This is a genomic window from Rhodococcus sp. BUPNP1, assembly GCF_002215235.1.
Classification (GTDB): domain Bacteria; phylum Actinomycetota; class Actinomycetes; order Mycobacteriales; family Mycobacteriaceae; genus Rhodococcus.
In genome coordinates, this window is record NZ_NERM01000006.1 from 109688 (window position 1) to 130952 (window position 21265).

Consider the following 21265-nt stretch of genomic DNA (forward strand, 5'->3'; position numbering starts at 1 on the left):
GGTATCGTCGGTTCATGAGCGTCGAGTCCCCGGCCACCCATCTCTCCGCTTCCGGCGATGATCCTCTCGCGCTGGAGCGGCAGGTGTGTTTCGCGCTCGCCGTGGCGAACCGCGCCGTGCTCGCGGTCTATCGACCGATCCTCGACAGGCTGGGCCTGACCCACCCGCAGTATCTGGTCATGCTTGCTCTGTGGGAACGCTCGCCGCTGACGAGCAAGGAAGTGGGGCAGTTGCTCCAGCTCGACTCCCCCACGCTGTCTCCCCTGCTCAAGCGACTCGAGGCGCTGGGCCTGATCACCCGCGCCCGCAGCGCGGCCGACGAACGGCAACTCGTCCTCGAGCTCACCGACGCCGGCCGGGCGCTGCGGGCCGAGGCCGAGTCGGTGCCGGGACAGGTCGTCGACGCCCTCGGTGTCGGACTCGACGAACTCCAGGACCTGCACGCCGCGCTCGTCCGCGTCAACGCGGCGGCACTGAAGGCCGGAGCACTCTGACAGATCGGTAGCTGCCGCAACCCCGACGGCTCGCGGCAGCACTGTCCAACCGTCTTCTATCGATACGCATCGGCACGGTGCGAAATCGCGGTGACCTCGACCGTGCGGCGCTCATTCCTCGGACGACCGGTCGTCACGCATCAGCCGCTTCAGCTCCTCCGTATCGACGACGTCTCCCGACTCGACCTCGGTTCGGCCCGCGATGTGCGTCCTCAGCAGATCGGCAACCGACAACACCGCGATCGTCTCCTGCATCGCGTCGTAATCGTCGGCACCGAGAAGCACCGCGGCGCGGTGCCCGTTACGGGTGATCTCGAATCGCTCGTGTGTGCGCTCGGCCTCGTCGACCAGTCGTGACAATTGCGCCCGGGCGACGGCGACAGGAAGAGTGGTCATGTACATATTTCTAGCGAAATCGCTGGGGAAGTCGCAGGTCATTCGGTTCGCGTCGAGTCCGACGCCGGCTTTCGACGCGAGGCCACGAACGCCAGGACGAGGCCGAAGGCCACCCAGCACAGCAGGACGATCGTGGGGAAACCCGCGCCGGCGCCGTCGCGATCCGGCCGGACGGTCGGTGACCCGGGGCGCCGCACGCGCGGACGCCCCGGGACCGGCTCAGTGCGGGAGTTCGAGTGTCGTCGGCACCAACGGAACCGAGGCCTCGCCGGTGTAGACGAGGAAGGTGAACGACTCCTGGAAGTACAGGTTCACCGTCTCGGCGTCGTGCGAGAGGTAGCCGATCGACAGATCCTGGCCGACCTGCAGGTCGTAGTCGCCGCCACGCGTGGTCAGCACGAACGCGCCGTCGATCGCCGGGGCCCAGATGAGGTCGCCGTCGATGAGGCGGCGCAGCTGTTCGCGGATCGGATAGCCGTGATCGGAGGTCTCGCTGACCTTGGTGTACTCGTCGGCGCCGAGCAGGATCGAGTACGGGCCGCCCACACCCGCCAGTCGCAGCTGTGACAGCGCCTGGCTGATGATCTCCGGGAAGTCGCGGGGATCCTCGGGCAGCTGCAGGGACGGGTTCGACGACGACGCCCGGATGCCCTCGATACCGGCGGCCGCGTAGCCCTCGAAGATCGCGCGGTCCTCGGCGAAGGCGATCTGGCGGGCCGCTTCCTTGACGGGGTCGAGGTCGATGTCGCGGGAACCGCGCTCGACGCTGTCGATCTCCTCGCGCGACAGCGTGAACGGCACCCGCAGTTCGACGACCGGCGCGACGCGGTGCTGGCGTGCCCGCACTCCGGCGGCCGGGGGCTCGATCTCGCGGGTGCGGCCGAGACCCACCGCTGCGAAGTCGGCGCCGTGCGGTCCGGAGAAGTCGACGACGGTGCGTCCGGCGACGTGCCGCTTGAAGGTGCGCGCGGCCTCCTCCTCGATCTCGGTCCATGCTGCCTCGGAAATCGGGGCGAGGTCGCGATACAGATTGTTCACAGCGTCGAACTCCTTCGCAGAGCGCCAATTCCGAGTGATCCGTCGGCCGGCCGGCCGGCGGTCGAGGCACTCGAATCTTCGTGGGAGGGAATATCCGCCGGTGACGGCGGAAGATCTTCGAGGAACTCCAGCGAGGGGCAGAAGAACAGCGAGCCCGTCACCGCGGTGGAGAAGTCCAGGATGCGGTCGGTGTTGCCGGGTGGGCTGCCCAGGAACATGTTGCGCAGCATCTGCTCGGTCACCTCCGGGGTGGCCGAGTAACCGATGAAGTAGGTGCCGAACTCGTCGGCGCCGAAGCTGCCGAACGGCATGTTCGCGCGCACGATCTGCTGCTCGACCCCGTTCTCGTCGACGATCACGTTCAGTGCGACGTGCGAATTCGCGGGCTTGGTCTCGTCGTCGAGTTCGATGTCGTCGAGCTTGGTCCGGCCGATCGCCCGCTCCTGCTCCTCCACCGTCAGCGAGTTCCACGACGCGAGGTCGTGCAGGTACTTCTGGACGATGACGTAGCTACCACCGGCGAAGTCCGGATCCTCGTCGGAGACCAGGGCCGCGTCGACGGCCTCGTCGTCCTCGGGGTTCTCCGTTCCGTCGACGAAGCCGAGCAGGTCGCGGCGCTCGAAATAGCGGAAGCCGTGCGTCTCGTCGACGACCCGAGCCGCACCGCGCAGCCGATCGTTGATCTTCGCCGCAAGTTCGAAGCACAGGTCCATCGTCGACGCGCGGAGGTGGAACAGCAGGTCGCCGGGGGTCGAGGGGGCCTGGTGCCGACCGCCGTCGAGCGGGACGAACGGATGCAGTCCGGCGGGCCGGGGCCCGTCGAACAGCCGGTCCCACATGTCCGAGCCGATGCCGGTGACGACCGACAGACCGCCCTCCGGGATGCGGAACCCGACCGAGCGGCGCAGGCCCGAGAGATCCTCGAGCAGATCCCGCACGGTGTCCTCTGCGCCCTCGTCGACGGTGACGACGAGGAAGATCGCCGCTTCGGTGAGCGGGGTCAGTATCGGTTGTGCACGAACCACTCGGACAACGCTAGTGCACCCCGACGAAACAGGCATTCGCGGCACGCCGAGAGTGTCAGGGCACCACCCAACCCGGTGCCTGCAGAGTCAGGGCACCATCCAGCCCAGTACGGAGGTGGACTGCAGCCATACGAGGACGGCGAGCACCGCGAGACCGGCGATGCTCAGCGGCCAGATCCGGCGCATGAGCAGTCCGTCCTTGCCGGACAGTCCCTTCACCGACGACACCAGTGCGAGGTTCTGCAGTGCGATCGGGGTGCCGGTGGTGCCGCCGGCCATGTTCCCGGCGACCAGCACGGTCGGGTCGAGTCCCGACTGCTGGGCCGCGGCGACCTGCAGGCTGCCGAACATCGCATTGGAGGCGGTGTTCGAGCCGGTGACCACGACGCCGAGCCAGCCGAGCACCGGCGACAACAGCGCGAACGCCACGCCCGCACCGGCGAGGAAACCACCGATCGTGGCGGTCTGCCCGGACAGGTTCATCACGTACGCGAGGGCGAGCACCGCCGTCACCGTCGCGAACGACCACCGCAACTGCACGACCGCCGCGACGAAGCACCGCCCCGCGTCGGCCACCGCGACCTTCAGCACCGGCATGGACAGCAGCGCGGCGACGAAGACGAGGCTGCCCGGAGCCGTGAGCAGATCGATGGTGAAGGTCTCCGCGGTGGGAACGTCCCCGTCGGCCGTGGTCACGTCCACACCCGGCCACGGGAAGGACAGGCTCGCGTTCGACAGCAGCGACGCCACCGGACCGAACCGGCTGACGAGGAAGACGATGACGATCAGCGCGTAGGGAGCGAACGCCTCGACGACGCGTCGCCGCGAGTCGTGGATCCGCTCGGCCGCGGCCCGGCGGGCCTCCCGATGCGTGGGGTGCACCTTCACCGCGACGAGCAGCACGAGCAGACCGGCCACGGCACCGGCGATGTTGCTCAGCCCGACGGTGAGGTAGCTCGCGCACACGAACTGGGCGGCACCGAAGGCGAGTCCGACGACGAGCGCGACCGGCCACGTCTCACGCACACCGCGCCATCCGCCGACCACCGCGACCAGCACGAGCGGGACGAACACCGCGAGCAGGCAGACCTGGCGCGCGACGACCGGTCCGATCTCGTCGATCGGGATCTCCGACACGCGCGACATCGTCAGGATCGGTGTGCCCATGACGCCGAGCGGGGTGACGACCGAGTTGGCGAGCAGCGACGCCGCGGCTGCACGCACCGGCGGCAGACCGGCGCCGATGAGCACGACGGTCGAGACGACGATGGGGGTGCCGAAGCCGGCGACCGCCTCGAGCAGCGCGCCGAACAGGAAGGCGATGACGATGGTGAGGATCCGCGGATCCGGGGATATTCGCCCGAAGGCGCGGGTGAGGACGTCGAAGTGCCCGGATTCGACGGTGAGCCGGTACACCCAGACGGCGTTGACCACCGTCCACATGATCGGGAAGAGACCGAAGACCGCACCTTCGACACCGGCGCTGAGCGCGGATCCGACCGGCATGCCGTAGACGGCGGTGCCCACGATGAGGGCCACGACCACCGCGATGCCCGCGGCCGAATGGGACCGCAGGCGGAAGACGGCGAGCAGGACGAGCATGGTGAGCAGCGGGAGTACCGCCACCAGTGCCGACCACGCGAGCGACCCGCCGACCGGCGCGATCGGCTGAACGTATGCACCTGTCACTGGATCACGACCGGTGTGTCTCCACGGCGGTGCGGATGGTGGCGGCCGTGCCGTCGAGCACGGTCCGGTTCGGTGTCCGCCAGTCGGCGCGGATCCCGAAGCCGTCCCCGGCCCTGCGCGGCACGAGGTGCAGGTGGACGTGGAAGACCTCCTGGCCGGCTGCCACGCCGTCGGCAAGGAACATGTTCACGCCCTCGATGGGGAGGTCGGACGCGCGCATCGCGGTGGCGATCCGTTGCCCGGCGGCGAACACCTTCGCTCCGTCGTCGGGATCGAGCTGTGCCAGTCCGGAAGCGTGTCGCTTCGGGATCACGAGCAGGTGCCCCGGGGTGAACGGGCGGATGTCCATGAACGCGAGCACATCGGGTTCGTCGAGCACGACGCTGGCCGGCGACTGCCCGGCCACGATGGCGCAGAAGATGCAGTCCGTCACCGTGGCGTGGACTCCTCCGTACGTGCGGGTCCGCGGGCGGATTCGAGCAACCGCAGCAGTTCGCTCTGCACCGCGGGACGGTCGCGTACCGGATCGTCACTGTTCGCGAGGCACAGCATCGCTTCCTCGACGGCTGCGACGAGCAGGTGCGCGAGCACCGACGTCCGCGTGGGCGACGCCTCATAGGTGTCGGGGTCGAGGGTGACGAGCATGCGCTCGATCGCCTTCAGCGAGGAGTGCCGGTGGGTCTCGCGGACCTCGGCCCAGCCGAGGACCGCGGGGGCTTCGATGAGCAGCAGCCGGCGGGTCGCGGGATCGTAGACGGCGTCGAGCGAGGCGAGCACGGCCTGGGTGAAACCCTCCCAGGCGTCGTCGACCGGCTCGGCCGGGACCAGGGAGCTCTCCGCTTCCTTCTGGAGGCGCTCGATGACGCCGCGGAACAGATCGCGCTTGTCGGCGAAGTGGTGGTAGAGCGCACCGCGCGTCACCCCGGCGACCGAGACGATCTCCTCCGTGGCCGCAGCCGCGTATCCGTCGCGCAGGAACACCTCGCGCGCCGCATCGAGCAGCGCGGTGCGTGTTCGCGCTGCGTCACGCACCCGACCCGTATTTCCCGGTTTCACCGACACTTCGTTCTCCCCTGCTGATACCGCCACCCCCATCGGACATTCCCCCGTTGGTCGGCTCCCGTGATCCCGTGATTCCTACAGAATCGGCGCCGGCGTGTACTTCGCCGCCTCGGGATACTGCGTTACGAGGTCCTGCACCGCTGCGACGACCGCTTCGACCTGCGCGACCGCGGCTCCGGCGAAGACCTCCCGGTCGGCCAGCGCCGCATCGAGCGCGGCGCGGTCGAGCGGGAGCCGGTCGTCGGCGGCGAGACGGTCGAGCAGATCGGGTTCGCGGCCCTCCTCGCGCATCGCGAGTGCGACGGAGACCGCGTGCTCCTTGATGACCTCGTGGGCGGTCTCGCGACCCACCCCGGCCCGGACCGCAGCCATGAGGACCTTGGTGGTCGCGAGGAACGGCAGGTACCGCACGAGTTCCTTCTCGATCACCGCCGGGTAGGCGCCGAACTCGGCGAGGACCGTCAGGAAGGTCTCCATCTGGCCGTCGATCGCGAAGAAGGCGTCCGGTAGGGCCACACGGCGGACGACGGAGCAGAAGACGTCGCCCTCGTTCCACTGCGCGCCGGCGAGCTCGGCCGCCATCGAGGCATAGCCGCGCAGGACGACCTGCAGGCCGTCAACGCGCTCGCACGAACGGGTGTTCATCTTGTGCGGCATGGCGGACGACCCGACCTGGCCGGGCTGGAAGCCCTCGGTGACGAGTTCGTGGCCGGCCATGAGCCGGATGGTGTGGGCGAACGACGCGGGGCCGGCACCGACCTGCACGAGCGCGGAGAGCACGTCGTGGTCGAGCGAACGCGGGTAGACCTGGCCGACGCTCGTGAAGACGTTCGCGAAGCCGAGATGCTGCGCGACCTTCTGCTCGAGCTGCGCGAGCTTGGCGGAATCACCGCCGAGCAGGTCGAGCATGTCCTGGGCGGTGCCCATCGGGCCCTTGATCCCGCGCAGCGGGTAGCGGGCGATCAGTTCCCGGACGCGCTGCAGCGCGATGAGCAGTTCGTCGGCGGCCGACGCGAAACGCTTGCCGAGGGTGGTGGCCTGCGCCGCGACGTTGTGCGAGCGACCGGCCATGACGAGCGAGGCGTACTCGGTGGCGCGCTCGGCGAGGCGTGCGGCCACGGCGACACCGTGGGAGTGGACATGTTCGAGCGACCGCAGGATCTGCAACTGCTCGACGTTCTCGGTGAGGTCGCGGCTGGTCATGCCCTTGTGGACGTGCTCGTGACCGGCGAGGGCGTTGAACTCCTCGATGCGAGCCTTGACGTCGTGGCGGGTCACGCGTTCGCGCTGCGCGATGGACTCGAGGTCGACCTGCTCGACCACGCGTTCGTAGTCTGCGATCGCCTCGGCGGGAACGTCGATCCCGAGTTCGGCCTGCGCCCGCAGCACCGCGAGCCACAGCTGCCGCTCGAGCACGATCTTGTACTCGGGCGACCACAGGTCCCGGAGTTCGGGGCTGGCGTAGCGGGTGGCGAGGACGTTGGGGATGTGGCTCACAGAAGTGAGTTTACGGTCCGGGCCTGCTCCCGTATTCCCCGACCTCAATCCTCGACCGGGGGCGCGACGGTCTCCACGACGTCGAGCAGGATGCCGCGCGCGAGCGAGCGCGGGTCGGGATCGAGCTCGCCCAGTCCGCCGAGGACCGCCCCGTCCACGACCGCCACGAGCCGGCGCACCTCGCGGGGCCGCACCGATCGGCAGCAGCGTTCGAGCAGGTCGGTGAGCAGATGGTCGATCTGTTCGCGCATGCGTACCTGCACGTCGCGCAGTTCCGGATAGCGGGCCGTCGCGACGCACCGCTCGTACCGGGAGATCAGGCGCTCGCGGTCGATGCCGCCGTCGCAGTCCCGCGGTCCGATCAGCAGGTCGACGATGAGATCGGCCGTGCCCTCGAGACTGCGCGGGAGCGGCTCGATGTCGCGGACACGCTCCCGCATCGTGTCGAGTTCCCGCTCGCTGTTGTAGTCGACCGCGCACGCGACGAGGTCGTCGAGCGATTCGAAGTAGTAGGTGGTCGATGCGAGCGGCAGGCCCGCGCGGGTCGCGACGGCCCGGTGGCGGACGGCGTCGATCCCCCCTTCGAGGATGAGGTCGGCCGCTGCCTCGACCAGCGCCTGACGGCGCCGTTCGCCCTTCGGGGTCGCAGCAATCGACACCTTCTCATGGTGACAGTCCCGAGCGTCTCACCAGGGGAAAACGGAATTGGAGACCAACCGGTACCATTGCGCCCGCCCGCGCGTGTCGAGTCCTCGGCGGGCGCCGCCCCGCGAGTAGGTCATCGAACGATCGGAGCCGTACCGGATGAGACGTCGACGCTTTCTGCAGGCCTCGTTTCTCGGGGCCGCCCTGGCGGGTGCCGGCGCCGCGGCCCCGGGTCTGTCCGGTGTCGGCCTCCCGCGTGCGGATGCGCTGCCCGTCGGGGTCGACGAGTACCGCCGTCTCGTGCCCGAGCTGTTCGTTCCACCGCCCGCACCGCCGGAGCATTCCGAGGTCGTCGTGGTGGGCTCCGGTTTCGGGGCGAGCGTCGCCGCGCTGCGCCTGGCCGAGGCGGGGAACCGGGTCACGATGCTCGAGCGCGGCATGCGCTGGCCCCGCGACCCGCACCGCGAGATCTTCACGACCGACCTGCTCGCCGACGGTCGCGGCTACCACCACCGCACCCGGTTCACCGGCCCGACGGGCATCCCGGTGGTGTGCGACGACTTCGCCGGCGTCCTCGACGTGGTCGACTACCCGAACATGTCGGTGTGGCGCGGCGCCGCGGTGGGCGGCGGATCGATCGTGTTCACCGGCGTGATGATCGCTCCCGAACGGCACTTCTTCGAGCACGTCTTCGGCGGCCGTCTCTCCTACGACGAGATGGCGTCCACCTGGTACCCGAAGGTGCGCTCGATGCTGCGCCTCGATCCGATGCCCGACGACATCTACAACGCCGCCGAGTTCACGCACTCGCGGCGGTGGGACGACGACGCCCGCGCCGCCGGTTACAGCCCGCACCGCATCGACGGCATCTGGGACTGGGACGTCGTGCGCGCCGAACTCGCCGGCTCGGTCCGCCGCTCGGCTGTCGCGGGCGAGAGCAATCTCGGCAACTCGAACGGTGCGAAGTTCGATCTCACGCAGAACTACATCCCGGCGGCCGAGGCCACCGGGCGCACCCTGGTGTGCCACGGTCATCGGGTTCTCGCGGTCGGTCAGGACGGCGACGGCCGCTACTGGCTCGACGTACAGGCCGTCGACCCGACGGGTGCGGTGCTGCGCACCACCACGATCACGTGCGATCGCCTCGTCCTCGGCGCCGGATCGGTCGGCACCACCGAACTGCTCGTCAAGGCGCGGCACACCGGTTCGTTGCCGAACCTCGACGAGCGTGTGGGGCGGGGCTGGGGCACCAACGGCGACGCGGTGCTCGTCCGTTCGTTCGCGCTCACCGAGGGTTTCGGCGGCGACCAGGGCGCGCCGTCGGCGTCGCGCATCGTCGACGAGTCCGGTCTGCCGCTGAGCCTCGAGAACTGGTTCGTCGCGGGCACCGCGAAGGACGTCGGAATGCTCGCCTCCCTCGGCATGACCCTCGACCCCACCCGCGCCGACTTCGCGTACGACCCGGGTGCCGATCGCGCGGTCCTGAACTGGCCGGCCGGTGGCGAACGCGAGAGCGTCGATGCCCTGCGGGTCGTGCACAACGCGATGGCGCAGGCCGGGGGCACGATTCCGGGCGCATCGCCGATGGCCGAGGACGTCAACGCGACCTTCACGGCACATCCGCTCGGTGGTGCGGTGCTCGGCGACGCGACCGACGGCTACGGCCGTGTGCACGGCCATCCCGGCCTCTACGTCGTCGACGGCGCGCTGATCCCGGGCAGCACCGGCACCGCCAACCCGTCGCTGACCATCGCGGCGCTCGCCGAACGGAACATGGCGCGGATCATCGCCGACGGACGGTGACCGCCCCGCGGCAGACCCGTGATCAGGAGACGGGTAGCCAGCCCGCGAGCCGGTCGAGCGCCGCCGTGACGTCGGCGGTCGATCCCGCGAACGACAGTCGCACGGTCTCGTCGCCGCGCACGGTGTCGAAGTCGACGCCCGGTGCGAGCGCGAGACCGGTGTCGTGGAGCAGCCGCGCGCACCACGCTGTCGAGTTCTCGCCGTCGAGCAGATGGCCGATGTCGGCGTAGACGTAGAAGGCGCCGTCGGCCGGTGCGAGTTTCGTGATGCCGAGATCCGGCAGCCCTTCGAGCAGCAGTTCCCGGTTCACGGCGTAGCGGGAGACGTGCCCGTCGAGTTCGGTGCGGGCCTCGGTCCCGAACGCCTCGATCGCCGCGAACTGGGAGATCGACGGCGGGCACACCGTCATGTTCGACGCGAGTCGCTGCAGGGCCGGACGCATCGTCTCGGGCGCGAGCATCCAGCCGAGCCGCCAGCCGGTCATCGAGAAGTACTTCGACACCGAGCCGATCACCACCGAGTCGCGGGAGGTCGCCCACGCCGTGGAGGTCGCCGGTGATCCGGTGCCCTCACCGGTCTCGGACCGGGCGGTGCCGAACTCGATGCCGTGGTAGATCTCGTCGGAGATGAGCAAACTGCCGTGCTCGTCGCACCAGCGTGCGAGCGCCGCGAGCTCGGACGGTTCGATCATCGTGCCGGTCGGGTTGGCGGGGCTGGCGACGACGATTCCCGCGGGCGGAGCGTCGAGTTCCTCGAGCATCGCGACGGTCGGCTGGTAACGGGTCTGCGGGCCGCAGTCGAGTTCGACGACGCGGCAGCCGAGCGCGGCGAGGGTGTTGCGGTAGGCCGGATAACCGGGGCGGGCGACGACCACGGTGTCGCCGACGTCGAAGGCCGCGAGGAACACCAGCGTGAAGGCTCCGGAGGAGCCGGTGGTGACGACGACGTCGTCCGCGTCGACGTCGATGCCGTACTTGTGGCGGTGGTACGCCGCGATCTCCTCGCGCAGCGGCAGGATGCCGAAGGTCTCCGTGTAACCCAGCAGTTCGGCGTCGATCGCGAGGTTGGCGGCGCGGAGCACGGGAGCGGGTGCGGGGGTCGACGGTTGTCCGGCGGCGAGACTCAGGACGTCGCCGTGGCTGCGCTGCCGCTCGGCAGCCGCCTTCCACACATCCATGACATGGAACGTCTCGATACCGGAGCGTTGGGATTCGGGGCGCACGTCGACGACGGTAGTACGCGCGCGTCGTTCGTCAGAGCCGGACGCGCTGAAGTCGGGTGAGGGCGCCCCACGCGATCGGATAGTCCTGACGGTCGACGACCTTCGCGGGCACGACCTCCGCGTCGGCGGCCGTCTCGTCGGGTTCCGGCTCCGGTTGCGGCACGACCGGCAACAGCAGATGCGAGTCGAACTGTCCGCCGGCGTGCACGATGTGGAAGCCCTTGTTGATGGTGCGGTCGTGCCCGACGCGCGGGTTCTCGTCGAGGTCGTGGCCGGCGATGACGAGCACGAGACTCGATCCGGCCTCGAAGAAGGTGCTGTGCGGCATGATCTCGATGTCGACCGGCACGATCTGCTCGGGCAGCAACGGCCAGTACTTCTTCTGGTCGTGGACGGGCCGGTAGGCGGTGGAGGCCTCCGGGTCCAGCGCTCGGCGCGAGACCCGCATCCACCCGTGGGCGACGAATCCCTTCTCGTATCCACCGTGGCCTTCGAACCACACGTCGCGGCCGTGCTCGTCGCGCTTGGCGAGTCCGACGAACAGGTCCATGTCGTTGGCGTCCTTCGCCTGCACCCACAGACGCAGCGCCGCGTGCCCGGTGATCTCGGTGTCCTCGTCGAAGGCGTGGGTGAAGACGAGTTCGTCGCCCGCGACGGGGAAGGTGCGGCGGAACTGGCGGCTCTCGCACGGGGTGGTGCTCAGGTCGGCGTTCGCGTGGTCGAGGTGGAGTGCGACGTAGCGGGTGTCGGGCACCGGCCACTCGGATTCGAGGCGTTCGGAATAGGTGCGCAGGTCGTGGCGGGTCTCGAGGCGGATGCGCGGGGTGTCCTCGAAGCCGTTGTCCTCGTCCTTGAGGAAGCGGTCGAAGAATCGTCGCTGGTAGTCGAGGGCCTCGTTGCCGTAGAAGGTCTGCCACATCTTCCGGCCGTGGGTGTAGAGCCACTTGTGCTCCGACCCGATGCGGCGGTAGCCCTCGACCGAACCGCGGGCGCGCGGGCCCTGATCGGACCACGAGACGCCGACGAGGGCGGGCACGGTGACGTCCTCGAGCCGGGGCGGCGGGGCGACATGACGGAAGAAGTCGGGGAACCGGCGCAGCAACCACGGGGTGAACCGCCGGAGGGAGGCGGCGCCGCAGCGGGCGCCGGTGTTCATCGCGCTGTACCAGAACTCGCTGTAGCGGGTCTCGGGGATGCCGCCCTGGGTGAGGATGTCGCGGCAGGGGTCGCTTACACCCTCCCAGGGTGCGATGGCCGCAAGGTAGGGCGGGTTGAGCGCGGCGGTGTACCACTGCAGCGTGGCGAGATAGTCGGCGCCGGCGAGACCGACGCGGCCGTTGCTCCACTCCTGGCCACCGGCCCATTCCACGACGGACGCGCAGTCGAGCGCGGCCCGGCCGAGCAGCAGGCGGGGGCGGCCGCCGCTCGCGTGATGGCCGCGCATGTCCGCGACGACGAGGACGTAGCCGCGAGGAACCCAGTAGGCGGGGTCGGGTGCTTCGAAGGAGGTGCAGTCGCTGATCTCGAGATCGCCGACGTGGTTGCCGGATTCGGCGAGGTCGTCGAAGTCGACGGGATAGCGGTCGACGCCGGCGTCCTTGCCGTAGGGGGTGACGGCGACCAGCACGGGGCAGCGGTCGTGCTCACCGGAGTCGGCAGGGCGGTAGACGTCGGCTCTCAGTACGGTGCCGTCGCCCGTGCGGATGGGCACGTCGCGCTCGACGAGGACGTCGTCCGGCAGCCCGTGGACGACGACGTGGTGGTGCCGTAGCGGTGTCGGGTCCGGCGTCGGCGTTCGTCTTCGAGAAACCATGCAGTCACCCCTGGCGGCATCAAAGATGCACCGAGTGTGCAACATACACCCGGTAGGTGCAAGGTGAAGGACGCGGGTGAAAGGCTAGACCGAGATCCGGCCCTCGACGGCTGCCAGACCGATGTCGCGGCGGAAGTGACCGCCCGGCAGCTTGACGTCGGCGAGCCGATCATAAGCGGCCTCGCGCGCGGACGCGAGGTCGGCACCCACACCGATCACGTTGAGCACGCGCCCACCTGCGGAGACCAGTGCACCGTCGTCGCGACGCTTCGTGCCGGCGTGCAGCACGGTGTCGCCCTCGGCGCCGGTGATCACGTCGCCGGTGCGCGGGGTGGACGGGTAGTACTCGGCGGCGAGCACCACGGTCACCGCGGCGCCGTCCTTCCAGCGCAGCGGCGGGAGCTCGGCGAGCGTGCCGGTGGCGACCGCGTTCAGGGCCTCGCCCAGCGGCGACTCGAGCAGGGCGAGCACGGCCTGGGTCTCCGGGTCGCCGAAACGGCAGTTGAATTCGACCACGGCCGGGCCCTCGGCACCCATCGCCAGACCCGCATAGAGCAGTCCGGAGAAACCGCATCCGCGGCGCACCATCTCGGCCGCGACGGGCTCGACGACATCGGAGACGATCCGCTCGACGCTGCCCTCGGGCAGCCACGGCAGCGGCGTGTAAGCGCCCATGCCGCCGGTGTTGGGGCCGGTGTCGCCCTCGCCGACACGCTTGTGGTCCTGTGCCGGGAGCAGCGGCACGACCGTCTCACCGTCGACGAGGCAGAACAGGGAGACCTCGGGGCCGTCGAGGAAGGACTCCAGCAGGACGGGGTGCCCGTTCTCGAGGATCTCGGCGGCGTGGTCGCGGGCGGCGGCGCGGTCGGGAGTGACGACGACGCCCTTACCGGCGGCGAGACCGTCGTCCTTGACCACCCAGGTCGGTCCGAACCGGTCGAGCGCCTCGTCGAGGGTCGCGGGGCTGTCGACGACCTCGCTGTGGGCGGTGCGCACACCGGCGGCGGCCATGACGTCCTTCGCGAACGCCTTCGAGCCCTCGATGCGTGCAGCGGCGGCCGACGGTCCGAAGCAGGGGATGCCCGCGGCGCGGACGGCGTCGGCGACGCCGAGTACGAGCGGGACCTCGGGACCGATGACGACGAGGTCGGCCTTCTGCTCGGTGGCGAGGGCGACGACGCTGTCGGCGGAGGCCGCGTCGACCGGGAACAGCTCGGCGACGTTCGCGATACCGGGGTTGCCCGGCGCGGCCAGCACGGCGGTCACGCCCGGGTCGCGGGACAGAGCGAGAGCAAGAGCATGTTCACGGGCACCGGAGCCGATAACGAGTACGCGCACGCAGGACAGACTACGGGACCGGTCTCCACACGAGATCGGCGCGGGAGCGCGTGCGCTGGACGGCTTCCGCATTGGGCAGATCGACGGTCCGCACCCATTCGCGTGCTCCGTCGTCGTCCCGCCCGTGGTGCCGGTGCCGGCGCACGAGACGTCGGGTGAGCGTGCGGCGGGGTGTGTCGATGTAGATGACGAGGTCGAGCAGCGGGCGGATGTGTTCCCATCCCCCGGTCTCGAACATCAGGTAGTTGCCCTCGGTGACGATCACCCGCGCGTCGGCCGGCACGGCGTGCACCGCCGCGATCGGTTCGTCGAGCGGCCGCGAGAAATCCGGGGCGTAGATCGTCTCGTCGCGGCACTGCCGCACCCGGCTGAGCATGTCGCGGAAGCCGGCGACGTCGAAGGTGTCGGGTGCTCCCTTCCGGTCCCGCGCGCCGAAGGTGTCGAGCTGCCGGTTGGACAGGTGATAGCCGTCCATGGGCACCTGCCCGGTGGAGACCCCCGCGCACCGGAGGGCGTAGACGAGCAGCGCCGCGGCGCGGCTCTTCCCGGCACCCGGCGGCCCACACAGACCGACCACCGTGCGCCGATCCGCGGGAAGCCCGACGAGGACGTGCGTGACGAGTTCGTCCACGAGCACGCGCAGCGGCGCCTCCCGCACGCTCCCGTCACCTCCCATGAGCCCGACGATACGACCGCTCGCGACGTCGGAGTCGCCGTGAGCTCTCGACACGCCCACCCGGCCGGTCTATCGTTATTTCGTAAGTTCGAAATTCCGAACTAACGACCCCGACACGGACGGATATCGCCATGCCGAACAGGATCGGAACCACCCTCGCCGCGACGAGCGTCGTGATCGCACTCGCCGGATGCGGACAGACCGACCCCTCGGAGCCCGACGTCGCCGCATCTTCCGGTGCCGGAGCCTCCGCGCCGACCGGTGAATGCGTGCCCACCCCCGCCGCCGACGTGACCACCGCCGAAGGCTGGATCGGCTACCTCGCCGAGAACTCCGACACGGTCGCCATCGCGGTCGACGACGGCAACGGCGGGACCTTCGAACAACGACCCGAGGAGCGGCAACCGCTCGCGTCGGCAGTGAAGGTCGTGCATCTCGCCGCCTATGCCCGCGCCGTCGCAGCCGGCGAACTCTCCCCCGACGAACGCGTACCGCTCGCCGACTGGGAACGCTGGCATCTCCCCGGCACCGACGGCGGCGCACACCCCCGGGCTCTCGAACGCCTCGGCGTGAACGACCCGGAGGACACCGTCACCCTCGACGAGATGGTGTCGGCGATGATCCAGGAGAGCGACAACGCCGTCCCCGACTACCTGCGCGACCGGCTCGGCGACGACGCCCTGCGCGAGGCCGCTGCCCAGGGCGGCTGGGACGACTTCACGCCACCGACAATGCTCGGCAACACGCTCGCACTGCTCGACCCGACACTCGACGACTCGTCGGCGGTCCGGGACGCCGCGCGCCGCTATGCCTCCGACCCGGCCTACCGCACCGAAGTGGCGCAGAACCCGGTGCCGGAGGATCTGTTCGCCCGGGTCGACCGCGTCCAGCGCTTCGACAACACCGGATCGGCCGCCGAACTCACCGCCCTGCATCGCGCGATCGCCGACGGCTCGTTCGGTGCCGGCGGCGACCTCGCGCGCACCCACCTCGAATGGCAACCGTCCCCGCTTCCGGGATTCGAGGGAATCGGTTTCAAGGGCGGCAGCCTGCCCGGCGTCCTCACCGACGCGATCACCTTCCGCCGCGACGACGGCACGATCGCGACCACGGTGATGCTCGCGTCCGGCATGTCGGACAGCGACTACGCGGGAGCCCTCGAATCGTTCGCCCACCAGGAGATGCTCGCCGCGGCAGCGAACGATCCCGATTTCCTCGAGCGGATACGCTGCGCGATGTGAGCGACGGCGACGTGAACGACGAGTACGAGGCCCGGCTCGCGGATCTCGAACGCCGTGTGCGGATCCTCGAGGGCGACGCGACCCGCCCGGGCGCCGGGGACGGTCCCGGTGGTGCCGGTCCCGTGGCGGCGGGCACCGGGTTCGTGACCTACGGGGGCGCGGTCTCCCTGCACGGGAACGTCCGCTGGAACATCGAGTACGACGCGGGTGCATCCCTCGCGCTCGATCCGGTTCCCGTCGCCGCCGTCCTCGACGCGCTGGGCAACCCCGCGCGACTGGCGATCGTGCGGACCCTGCTGCGCGGTCCCGCCACCGCCACCGAACTCCAGGAGGCCACCGACCTCACGTCGACCGGCCGGCTCTACCACCATCTCCGGGCACTGTCGGCTGCGCGCGTGGTCGAGCAGGAGAGCCGCAACCGCTACCGGATCGCACCGGAGAAGGTCGTGCCGCTGCTCGTCCTCACCGTCGCCGCGGCCGATGTCGGGGAACAGCTCCGGTGAACCAGGTGTCCCTTATCCTCCCGGTATGACTTCCGTGTTCAGCAAGATCATCGCCGGTGAACTGCCGGGCCGCTTCGTCTGGCAGGACGACGACGTCGTCTCCTTCCTGACCATCAACCCCTTCACCGAGGGGCACGTGCTGGTCGTGCCGCGGCAGGAGGTCGACCACTGGCAGAGCGTGGACGACGACCTGTGGGCGAAGGTGAACGACGTCGCCCGCATCCTCGGCCGCGCCGTCACCGCCGCCTTCGACGCCCCGCGCGCCGGCCTGATGATCGCCGGCCTGGAGGTCCCCCACCTGCATCTGCACGTCTTCCCCGCCTACTCCCTCGGCGACTTCGACTTCGCGACGGCCGAGAAGGATCCGTCGCCCGAATCGCTCGACCGCGCGCATCGGAAGATCAAGGACGCGCTGCGCGAACAGGGTCACGGCGAGCACGTCCCGGACTGATCTCCGCTCGACGGGATATCGGCGGAACAATTCCGACCGGTATCCCGTTGAGTTCCTCGTGTCTTCTACTCCACCGAGTTCCCCAGCCCCGGCCGGTACGGCCGAGCCGCAGGCCGCTGCCGCACCGCGCGCCGGTCTGCTGATCGCCGTTCTCGTCGGGGCCGCATTCGTCGTCATCCTCAACGAGACGATCATGAGCGTCGCGTTGCCGAAGCTGATGGTCGAGTTCGACGTCGGCGCGGCCACCGCCCAATGGCTCACCACGGCGTTCATGCTGACCATGGCCGTCGTCATCCCGATCACGGGCTACCTGCTCACCCGGCTGTCGCTGCGCACCGTCTTCGCGATCGCGATGGGCAGCTTCCTGCTCGGCACCCTGATCGCCGCGAGCGCCCCGATCTTCCCGGTCCTCGTGCTGGGTCGTGTCGTCCAGGCCGTGGGCACCGCGGTGATGTTGCCGCTGCTGTTCACGACGGTGCTCAATCTGGTTCCCGCCGATCGTCGCGGACGCACGATGGGCGTGATCTCGATCGTCATCGCGGTCGCTCCCGCGGTCGGCCCGACCATCGGTGGCGTCGTGCTCGACCAGCTGAGCTGGCGGTGGATGTTCTGGCTGGTGCTGCCGATCGCGGTCGTCGCGACGGCGCTCGGCCTGAGCTGGATCCGCAACGTCACCGAACCGGTCGCGGTGCCGCTCGACGCTCCGTCGGTGGTGTTGTCGGCCCTCGGGTTCAGCGGTCTCGTCTTCGGTCTGAGCAGTCTCGGTGAGGCCGCCGAGGGCGATCCGCTCATGCCACCGTGGCTGCCGCTGGTCGTCGGCATCGCGTCCTTGACGGTCTTCGTCCTGCGTCAGATCCGCCTCGGCGACGGCGCGCTGCTGGACATGCGCGCGTTCCGCACCCCGGCGTTCTCCCTCGCGGTCGCACTCGTGTCCGTGAGCATGATGTCGCTGTTCGGCACCCTCATCCTGCTGCCGATCTACCTGCAGAACGTCCTGGGTCAGTCGACACTGACCACCGGCCTGATGCTGCTGCCCGGCGGTCTGGTCATGGGTCTGCTCGGCTACATCGTCGGACGCCTGTTCGACCGGTTCGGTCCGCGGCCGCTCGTCGCACCGGGCGCGATCATCGCCTGCGTCGCGATGTGGGGCATGACGACCTTCGACGCGACCACCGCGATCGGCACGGTCATCGCCTGGCACGTGCTGCTCAACATCGGCCTCGCGTTGATGTTCTCGCCGCTGCTGACCTCGGCACTCGGGGCGCTGCCGCGACGGCTGTACTCCCACGGCAGTGCCATCGTCAGCACGATGCAGCAGGTCGCCGGCGCGGCCGGTACGGCGCTGTTCATCACGGTGCTGACCCGCACGACCGTCGCGGGCGCCGAGAGCGCCGGCGATCCCGCCGGTGCCCTCGCGGACGGTGTCCACGGCGCCTTCACATGGGGCGCGGTGATCGCGGTGATCGCCGTCGTCGGCTCGCTGTTCGTCCGGCGGGCCCCGGAGCCCGAGCCGGATGCGGTGGAGGCGTCGGTCCCCGAGACCACCGGAACGCACTAGCCGGTAGCACTCACCGGCCCGCACTCACGCGCCGGTCGTCACGACTTCCTGTTCGACGGGAAGCGTGGCGGCCGGCGCGTTGCTGTTCGTGGGTTCGCGGAGGAAGGCGTCCAGTTCGACCCACGAGGTGTCGCGCGCGGCGCTGCCGGTGAGCATGCCGAGGTGCGTTCCCGGGACGCGGACGAAGCGCACCTGCGTGCCGACGAGCAGCCTCGTGATGGGCTCGACAGCCGGGATCGGGGCGAGCACGTCGTCCTCGCCGCCGAACGCGAGCACCGGGACCGTGACGTCGGCGAGGTCGACGACCCGGTCGCCGAGGTGCAGTCGTCCGGTGGCGAGTTGGTTGTCGACCGTCACGTTCGTCGCGAGCTGGTGGAACACGCGTCCGGCGTAGCCGTGGATCTCGTCCTGGAACCGGTCGACGCGTTCCATCCGCGCGAGCGTCTCTGCGTCGGCGAGGTGCGTCGCGACGAACCACGGACGCTGGATCTCGCGTTCGATCGCGGTGAGGCGGTAGGCCGTGCGGACGATGGGTGCGGGCACTCCGCCGAAAACGGCGTCGAGCAGGCCGAGTGCGGGCTCGGCGACGAACCGGCCGACGAGCCGGGGCAGCGCCATCAGCGGGATCGCGGAGTAGTCGAGCGGACTGCCGAAGGCCGTCAGCGACCGCATCGGCAGGTCGGGATGTGCCGCGGCGGTGAGCATCGCGAGCGTGCCGCCGATGCTCCATGCCACGACGTCCACCTCGCGGTTCCCGCACAGTTCGGACGTGCGGGCGATCGCTTCGGGGATGACGTCGTCGATCCAGAACTCGAGTCCGAGGTCGCGGTCGTCGGAGGTCATCTCGCCGTATTCGACGAGGAAGACGCTGCGGCCGAGCTCGAGGAGGTGCTCGACGAGACTCTGGCCGGGCATCAGGTCGAAGCAGGTGGGCGAGGCGGCGAGCGGGGTCACGAGCAGCACCGGCGGACCGGCGTTCTCCGGGCCGAAGCGACGCAGCGTGCGGTGGCGACCGTCCCCGACGACCACCGAGGGAGTGTGATGGGGCGGCGCGATTCCGTCGGCGACGAACAACGACCACGCGTTCCGCGCGGCCTTCCCGACCACGTCCGTGATCCCCATGTGTGACTCCTCCCCGAGTCGGCAGTACCTGGTTGTTGCGCGTGCTCACGATAGTCGTGGGACGTCGGGGCCCGCGCACCGGACGAACCGGACGGCACGACGACCCGCGTCGGAGAACCTGTCCGACGACAGTGCTATCAAGTGGTGCATGACGTGCTCACAGTGCAACCACGATCTCGACCACTGCCACGGCACCCTCGTGATCCACGCAGATGCCTCGGCCGACTGCACCGAACCCGACTGCGTCGACTTCGAGATCGTGCGGCACACCCTCGTTCTCGACTGCACCGAACTGGACGGCGGATGCTCGTGCGCGGTGGTTGCGCAGGAATCACAGCTGCTGCGCGTGTCCTGAGCAATTTGCCAATACTCGCCCGGAATTCCTAACCTCGACGGAGGTGGCCGCCGGTCGGCCTCCCGGACGAGCGCACCGTACCCGGCCAGCGACAAGACGGTGCAGGAGCGTTGTACGTCATGGCCTGGATCGTTCTCGTCCTCTCCGGTGTCCTCGAAGCCGTGTGGGCCACAGCCCTCGGCAGATCGGCCGGTTTCAGCCGGCTCACACCGACGCTGGTGTTCGTCGTCGCCCTCGTCCTGAGCATGGCCGGACTCGCCTACGCCCTGCGCACGCTGCCGGTCGGGACGTCCTATGCCGTCTGGGTGGGTATCGGCGCCGCCCTCACGGTCGGATATGCGATGGTCACCGGCACCGAGGCCGCCTCCCTGCTGAAGATCGCACTCATCACGGGCATCGTGCTGTGCGTCGTCGGTCTCAAACTCGTGCACTGACCTTCTCGGACACTGACGTTCTCCGACACTGACGTTCTCGGACACTGACCGTTACAGTCGGTTCCATGAACCTCGGGTCCGTACTCGTGATGCCGGTGCGTGTGGGTCTGACCGCCGCCGAGGCCGCCCTGAGCGTCGCCGAAACGGTCGTCGGCACCGTGCGGGTCGCGGTGTCGCCCACCACCTACTCCGCGCTCGGCGCGGTCGGCCTGCCCGACACCCGCAGCTCGGTGGGCCTGCTGCAGCAGATCTCGAGGCTCACGTCGGAGGACCGCGGACTCGGTCACGCGCTGCGTCCCGGTGGTCCCCTCGACCGGCTGCTCGCGCCGGGTGGGCCGGTGGATCGACTCACCGAGCCGGGTGGCCTGCTCGATCGGTTGCTCGAACCGGGCGGGCCCGTCGACCGGCTCACCGCACCGGGCGGTCCTCTCGACCGGATCCTCGCCGACGACGGCGCCCTCGACCGCCTCGTGTCCGAAGAGGGTCTGCTCGATCGCCTCACCGCGCACGACGGCCCGCTCGAGCGGCTGCTCGCCCAGGACGGTGCGGTGGAACGGCTCACCGCGCCGGGCGGCATCGTCGATGTCGCGATCCGGCCCGGTGGGGTCGTCGAGCGGGCTCTCGCCCAGGGCGGCGTGCTCGACGTCCTGCTCTCCGAGCGGGGTGCCCTCGAACGACTGCTCGCCGAGGGCGGTCCGCTCGATCAGATCGTCTCGCTCTCGGAGACACTCGCGCATCTCACGCCCGGCATCTCGCAGATGAACGCGAGCATCGACATGTTGCAGGAGACGGTCGAGCTGCTGCGCGGGGCCGTCGGTCCGCTCGGCGACCTCGCCGGCCGGCTTCCCGGCCGCTGGTTGCGCAGCGGCAAGGGCGAGCTGCTTCCGCCGCCCTGACGCGGTT

The 21265-nt window shown here is 69.8% G+C and carries 22 protein-coding genes and 1 riboswitch; of the genes, 9 read left to right on the plus strand and 13 right to left on the minus strand.

Annotation, left to right across the window (positions count from 1 at the left end; all coding sequences use genetic code 11):
* Positions 1-14: 14 nt before the first annotated feature.
* The gene (locus tag B9C99_RS08070; protein ID WP_088897513.1) at positions 15-494 is read left to right on the plus strand and encodes a MarR family winged helix-turn-helix transcriptional regulator; all 480 of its coding nucleotides are present in this window, start codon (positions 15-17) and stop codon (positions 492-494) included.
* Positions 495-605: 111 nt separating this feature from the next.
* On the opposite strand, the gene B9C99_RS08075 is transcribed toward B9C99_RS08070, so the two are convergent.
* From B9C99_RS08075 to B9C99_RS08110, 8 genes are all read right to left on the minus strand, one after another.
* Complete coding sequence (locus B9C99_RS08075; RefSeq protein ID WP_016693974.1) at positions 606-896, minus strand: type II toxin-antitoxin system Phd/YefM family antitoxin; 291 nt, start codon at positions 894-896, stop codon at positions 606-608.
* Between the two features lie 213 nt (positions 897-1109).
* Complete coding sequence (locus tag B9C99_RS08080; RefSeq protein ID WP_016693976.1) at positions 1110-1928, minus strand: family 1 encapsulin nanocompartment shell protein; 819 nt, start codon at positions 1926-1928, stop codon at positions 1110-1112.
* Positions 1925-2989, minus strand: coding sequence for a Dyp-type peroxidase (locus tag B9C99_RS08085; RefSeq protein ID WP_232622185.1), 1065 nt, complete (start codon positions 2987-2989; stop codon positions 1925-1927). The genes B9C99_RS08080 and B9C99_RS08085 overlap by 4 nt, the downstream gene beginning before the upstream one ends.
* Before the next feature lie 51 nt (positions 2990-3040).
* Positions 3041-4642 (minus strand): L-lactate permease, encoded by a 1602-nt coding sequence (locus B9C99_RS08090; protein WP_016693978.1) that lies wholly within the window; start codon positions 4640-4642, stop codon positions 3041-3043.
* A 4-nt stretch (positions 4643-4646) separates the two neighbouring features.
* Positions 4647-5075, minus strand: a complete 429-nt coding sequence (locus B9C99_RS08095; RefSeq protein WP_016693979.1) for an HIT family protein — start codon at positions 5073-5075, stop codon at positions 4647-4649.
* Positions 5072-5674 carry a TetR/AcrR family transcriptional regulator gene (locus tag B9C99_RS08100; protein ID WP_088897514.1) on the minus strand — a complete coding sequence of 201 codons (603 nt, stop codon included), beginning with the start codon at positions 5672-5674 and terminating at the stop codon, positions 5072-5074. The genes B9C99_RS08095 and B9C99_RS08100 overlap by 4 nt, the downstream gene beginning before the upstream one ends.
* A gap of 105 nt (positions 5675-5779) precedes the next feature.
* Positions 5780-7201, minus strand: coding sequence for an adenylosuccinate lyase (gene purB, locus B9C99_RS08105; protein WP_016693981.1), 1422 nt, complete (start codon positions 7199-7201; stop codon positions 5780-5782).
* 44 nt (positions 7202-7245) lie between these two features.
* Positions 7246-7860 (minus strand): TetR/AcrR family transcriptional regulator, encoded by a 615-nt coding sequence (locus B9C99_RS08110; protein WP_088897515.1) that lies wholly within the window; start codon positions 7858-7860, stop codon positions 7246-7248.
* A 145-nt stretch (positions 7861-8005) separates the two neighbouring features.
* On the opposite strand from B9C99_RS08110, the gene B9C99_RS08115 reads away from it, so the two are divergent.
* Positions 8006-9649 carry a GMC oxidoreductase gene (locus B9C99_RS08115; protein ID WP_088897516.1) on the plus strand — a complete coding sequence of 548 codons (1644 nt, stop codon included), beginning with the start codon at positions 8006-8008 and terminating at the stop codon, positions 9647-9649.
* Positions 9650-9671: 22 nt separating this feature from the next.
* Here B9C99_RS08115 and B9C99_RS08120 read toward each other — a convergent pair whose 3' ends face one another.
* From B9C99_RS08120 to B9C99_RS08135, 4 genes are all read right to left on the minus strand, one after another.
* Entirely contained in the window at positions 9672-10871 is a 1200-nt protein-coding gene (locus B9C99_RS08120) for a pyridoxal phosphate-dependent aminotransferase (protein WP_026061522.1), read from the minus strand.
* Positions 10872-10902: 31 nt separating this feature from the next.
* Positions 10903-12684 carry a CocE/NonD family hydrolase gene (locus tag B9C99_RS08125; protein ID WP_237451062.1) on the minus strand — a complete coding sequence of 594 codons (1782 nt, stop codon included), beginning with the start codon at positions 12682-12684 and terminating at the stop codon, positions 10903-10905.
* Positions 12685-12768: 84 nt separating this feature from the next.
* Complete coding sequence (purD, locus tag B9C99_RS08130) at positions 12769-14022, minus strand: phosphoribosylamine--glycine ligase (RefSeq protein WP_088897517.1); 1254 nt, start codon at positions 14020-14022, stop codon at positions 12769-12771.
* A 10-nt stretch (positions 14023-14032) separates the two neighbouring features.
* Entirely contained in the window at positions 14033-14698 is a 666-nt protein-coding gene (locus B9C99_RS08135) for a nucleoside/nucleotide kinase family protein (RefSeq protein ID WP_026061702.1), read from the minus strand.
* Between the two features lie 131 nt (positions 14699-14829).
* Between B9C99_RS08135 and B9C99_RS08140 the strand changes: the two genes are divergently transcribed.
* Genes B9C99_RS08140 through B9C99_RS08155 form a run of 4 tightly spaced genes read left to right on the plus strand, consistent with a single transcriptional unit; the run spans position 14830 to position 18451 of the window.
* The gene (locus B9C99_RS08140; RefSeq protein WP_064852814.1) at positions 14830-15939 is read left to right on the plus strand and encodes a serine hydrolase; all 1110 of its coding nucleotides are present in this window, start codon (positions 14830-14832) and stop codon (positions 15937-15939) included.
* Complete coding sequence (locus B9C99_RS08145) at positions 15936-16442, plus strand: helix-turn-helix transcriptional regulator (RefSeq protein ID WP_231913212.1); 507 nt, start codon at positions 15936-15938, stop codon at positions 16440-16442. Before B9C99_RS08140 ends, B9C99_RS08145 begins: the two co-directional genes overlap by 4 nt.
* Positions 16443-16467: 25 nt before the next feature.
* Complete coding sequence (locus B9C99_RS08150) at positions 16468-16893, plus strand: HIT family protein (RefSeq protein ID WP_006551872.1); 426 nt, start codon at positions 16468-16470, stop codon at positions 16891-16893.
* A 58-nt stretch (positions 16894-16951) separates the two neighbouring features.
* Positions 16952-18451: an MDR family MFS transporter gene (locus B9C99_RS08155; protein WP_088897518.1), complete on the plus strand. Its 1500-nt coding sequence runs from the start codon at positions 16952-16954 to the stop codon at positions 18449-18451.
* Positions 18452-18475: 24 nt separating this feature from the next.
* Here B9C99_RS08155 and B9C99_RS08160 read toward each other — a convergent pair whose 3' ends face one another.
* Positions 18476-19573, minus strand: a complete 1098-nt coding sequence (locus B9C99_RS08160) for an alpha/beta hydrolase (protein WP_088897519.1) — start codon at positions 19571-19573, stop codon at positions 18476-18478.
* Between the two features lie 148 nt (positions 19574-19721).
* Between B9C99_RS08160 and B9C99_RS08165 the strand changes: the two genes are divergently transcribed.
* From B9C99_RS08165 to B9C99_RS08175, 3 genes are all read left to right on the plus strand, one after another.
* Positions 19722-19928, plus strand: coding sequence for a hypothetical protein (locus tag B9C99_RS08165; protein ID WP_088897520.1), 207 nt, complete (start codon positions 19722-19724; stop codon positions 19926-19928).
* 40 nt (positions 19929-19968) lie between these two features.
* A riboswitch (guanidine-III (ykkC-III) riboswitch) is annotated at positions 19969-20034 on the plus strand.
* A 13-nt stretch (positions 20035-20047) separates the two neighbouring features.
* Positions 20048-20362, plus strand: coding sequence for a multidrug efflux SMR transporter (locus B9C99_RS08170; RefSeq protein WP_026061704.1), 315 nt, complete (start codon positions 20048-20050; stop codon positions 20360-20362).
* A 65-nt stretch (positions 20363-20427) separates the two neighbouring features.
* Positions 20428-21258 (plus strand): ABC transporter, encoded by an 831-nt coding sequence (locus tag B9C99_RS08175; RefSeq protein ID WP_088897521.1) that lies wholly within the window; start codon positions 20428-20430, stop codon positions 21256-21258.
* Positions 21259-21265 lie beyond the last annotated feature (7 nt).